Below are 1,243 nucleotides of genomic sequence, written 5' to 3'. Positions count from 1 at the left end.
CCGCACGTCCACCCCGAACCTATCTACCTCGTCTTCTTCAAGGGATCTTACTTACTTGCGTAATGGGAAATCTCATCTTGAGGGGGGCTTCATGCTTAGATGCTTTCAGCACTTATCCCGTCCACACGTAGCTACCCAGCGATGCCTCTGGCGAGACAACTGGTACACCAGCGGTGTGTCCATCCCGGTCCTCTCGTACTAAGGACAGCTCCTCTCAAATTTCCTGCGCCCGCGACGGATAGGGACCGAACTGTCTCACGACGTTCTGAACCCAGCTCGCGTACCGCTTTAATGGGCGAACAGCCCAACCCTTGGGACCGACTACAGCCCCAGGATGCGATGAGCCGACATCGAGGTGCCAAACCTCCCCGTCGATGTGGACTCTTGGGGGAGATAAGCCTGTTATCCCCGGGGTAGCTTTTATCCGTTGAGCGATGGCCCTTCCATGCGGAACCACCGGATCACTAAGCCCGACTTTCGTCCCTGCTCGACTTGTAGGTCTCGCAGTCAAGCTCCCTTGTGCCTTTACACTCTGCGAATGATTTCCAACCATTCTGAGGGAACCTTTGGGCGCCTCCGTTACATTTTAGGAGGCGACCGCCCCAGTCAAACTGCCCGCCTGACACTGTCTCCCACCCGGATCACGGGTGCGGGTTAGAATTTCAACACAGTCAGGGCAGTATCCCACCAGCGCCTCCACCGAAGCTGGCGCTCCGGCTTCCAAGGCTCCTGCCTATCCTGTGCAGACTGTGCCAAAATTCAATATCAGGCTGCAGTAAAGCTCCACGGGGTCTTTCCGTCCTGTCGCGGGTAACCTGCATCTTCACAGGTACTATAATTTCACCGAGTCTCTCGTTGAGACAGTGCCCAGATCGTTGCGCCTTTCGTGCGGGTCGGAACTTACCCGACAAGGAATTTCGCTACCTTAGGACCGTTATAGTTACGGCCGCCGTTTACTGGGGCTTCAATTCAGACCTTCGCTTGCGCTAAGCCCTCCTCTTAACCTTCCAGCACCGGGCAGGCGTCAGCCCCTATACGTCGCCTTGCGGCTTTGCAGAGACCTGTGTTTTTGCTAAACAGTCGCCTGGGCCTATTCACTGCGGCTCTCTCGGGCTTTAACACCCTACCAGAGCACCCCTTCTCCCGAAGTTACGGGGTCATTTTGCCGAGTTCCTTAACGAGAGTTCACTCGCTCACCTTAGGATTCTCTCCTCGCCTACCTGTGTCGGTTTGCGGTACGGGC

At 56.2% G+C, this 1,243-nt stretch carries 1 rRNA gene; it reads right to left on the bottom strand.

The window, feature by feature from the left end:
• Window positions 1-1,243: ribosomal RNA gene (locus NLX67_RS22540) — 23S ribosomal RNA — on the bottom strand; the annotation flags it as partial.

The organism is Domibacillus sp. A3M-37 (genome assembly GCF_024213455.1).
Lineage (GTDB): Bacteria > Bacillota > Bacilli > Bacillales > Domibacillaceae > Domibacillus > Domibacillus tundrae.
This window is presented reverse-complemented; position numbering and strand designations above follow the sequence as displayed.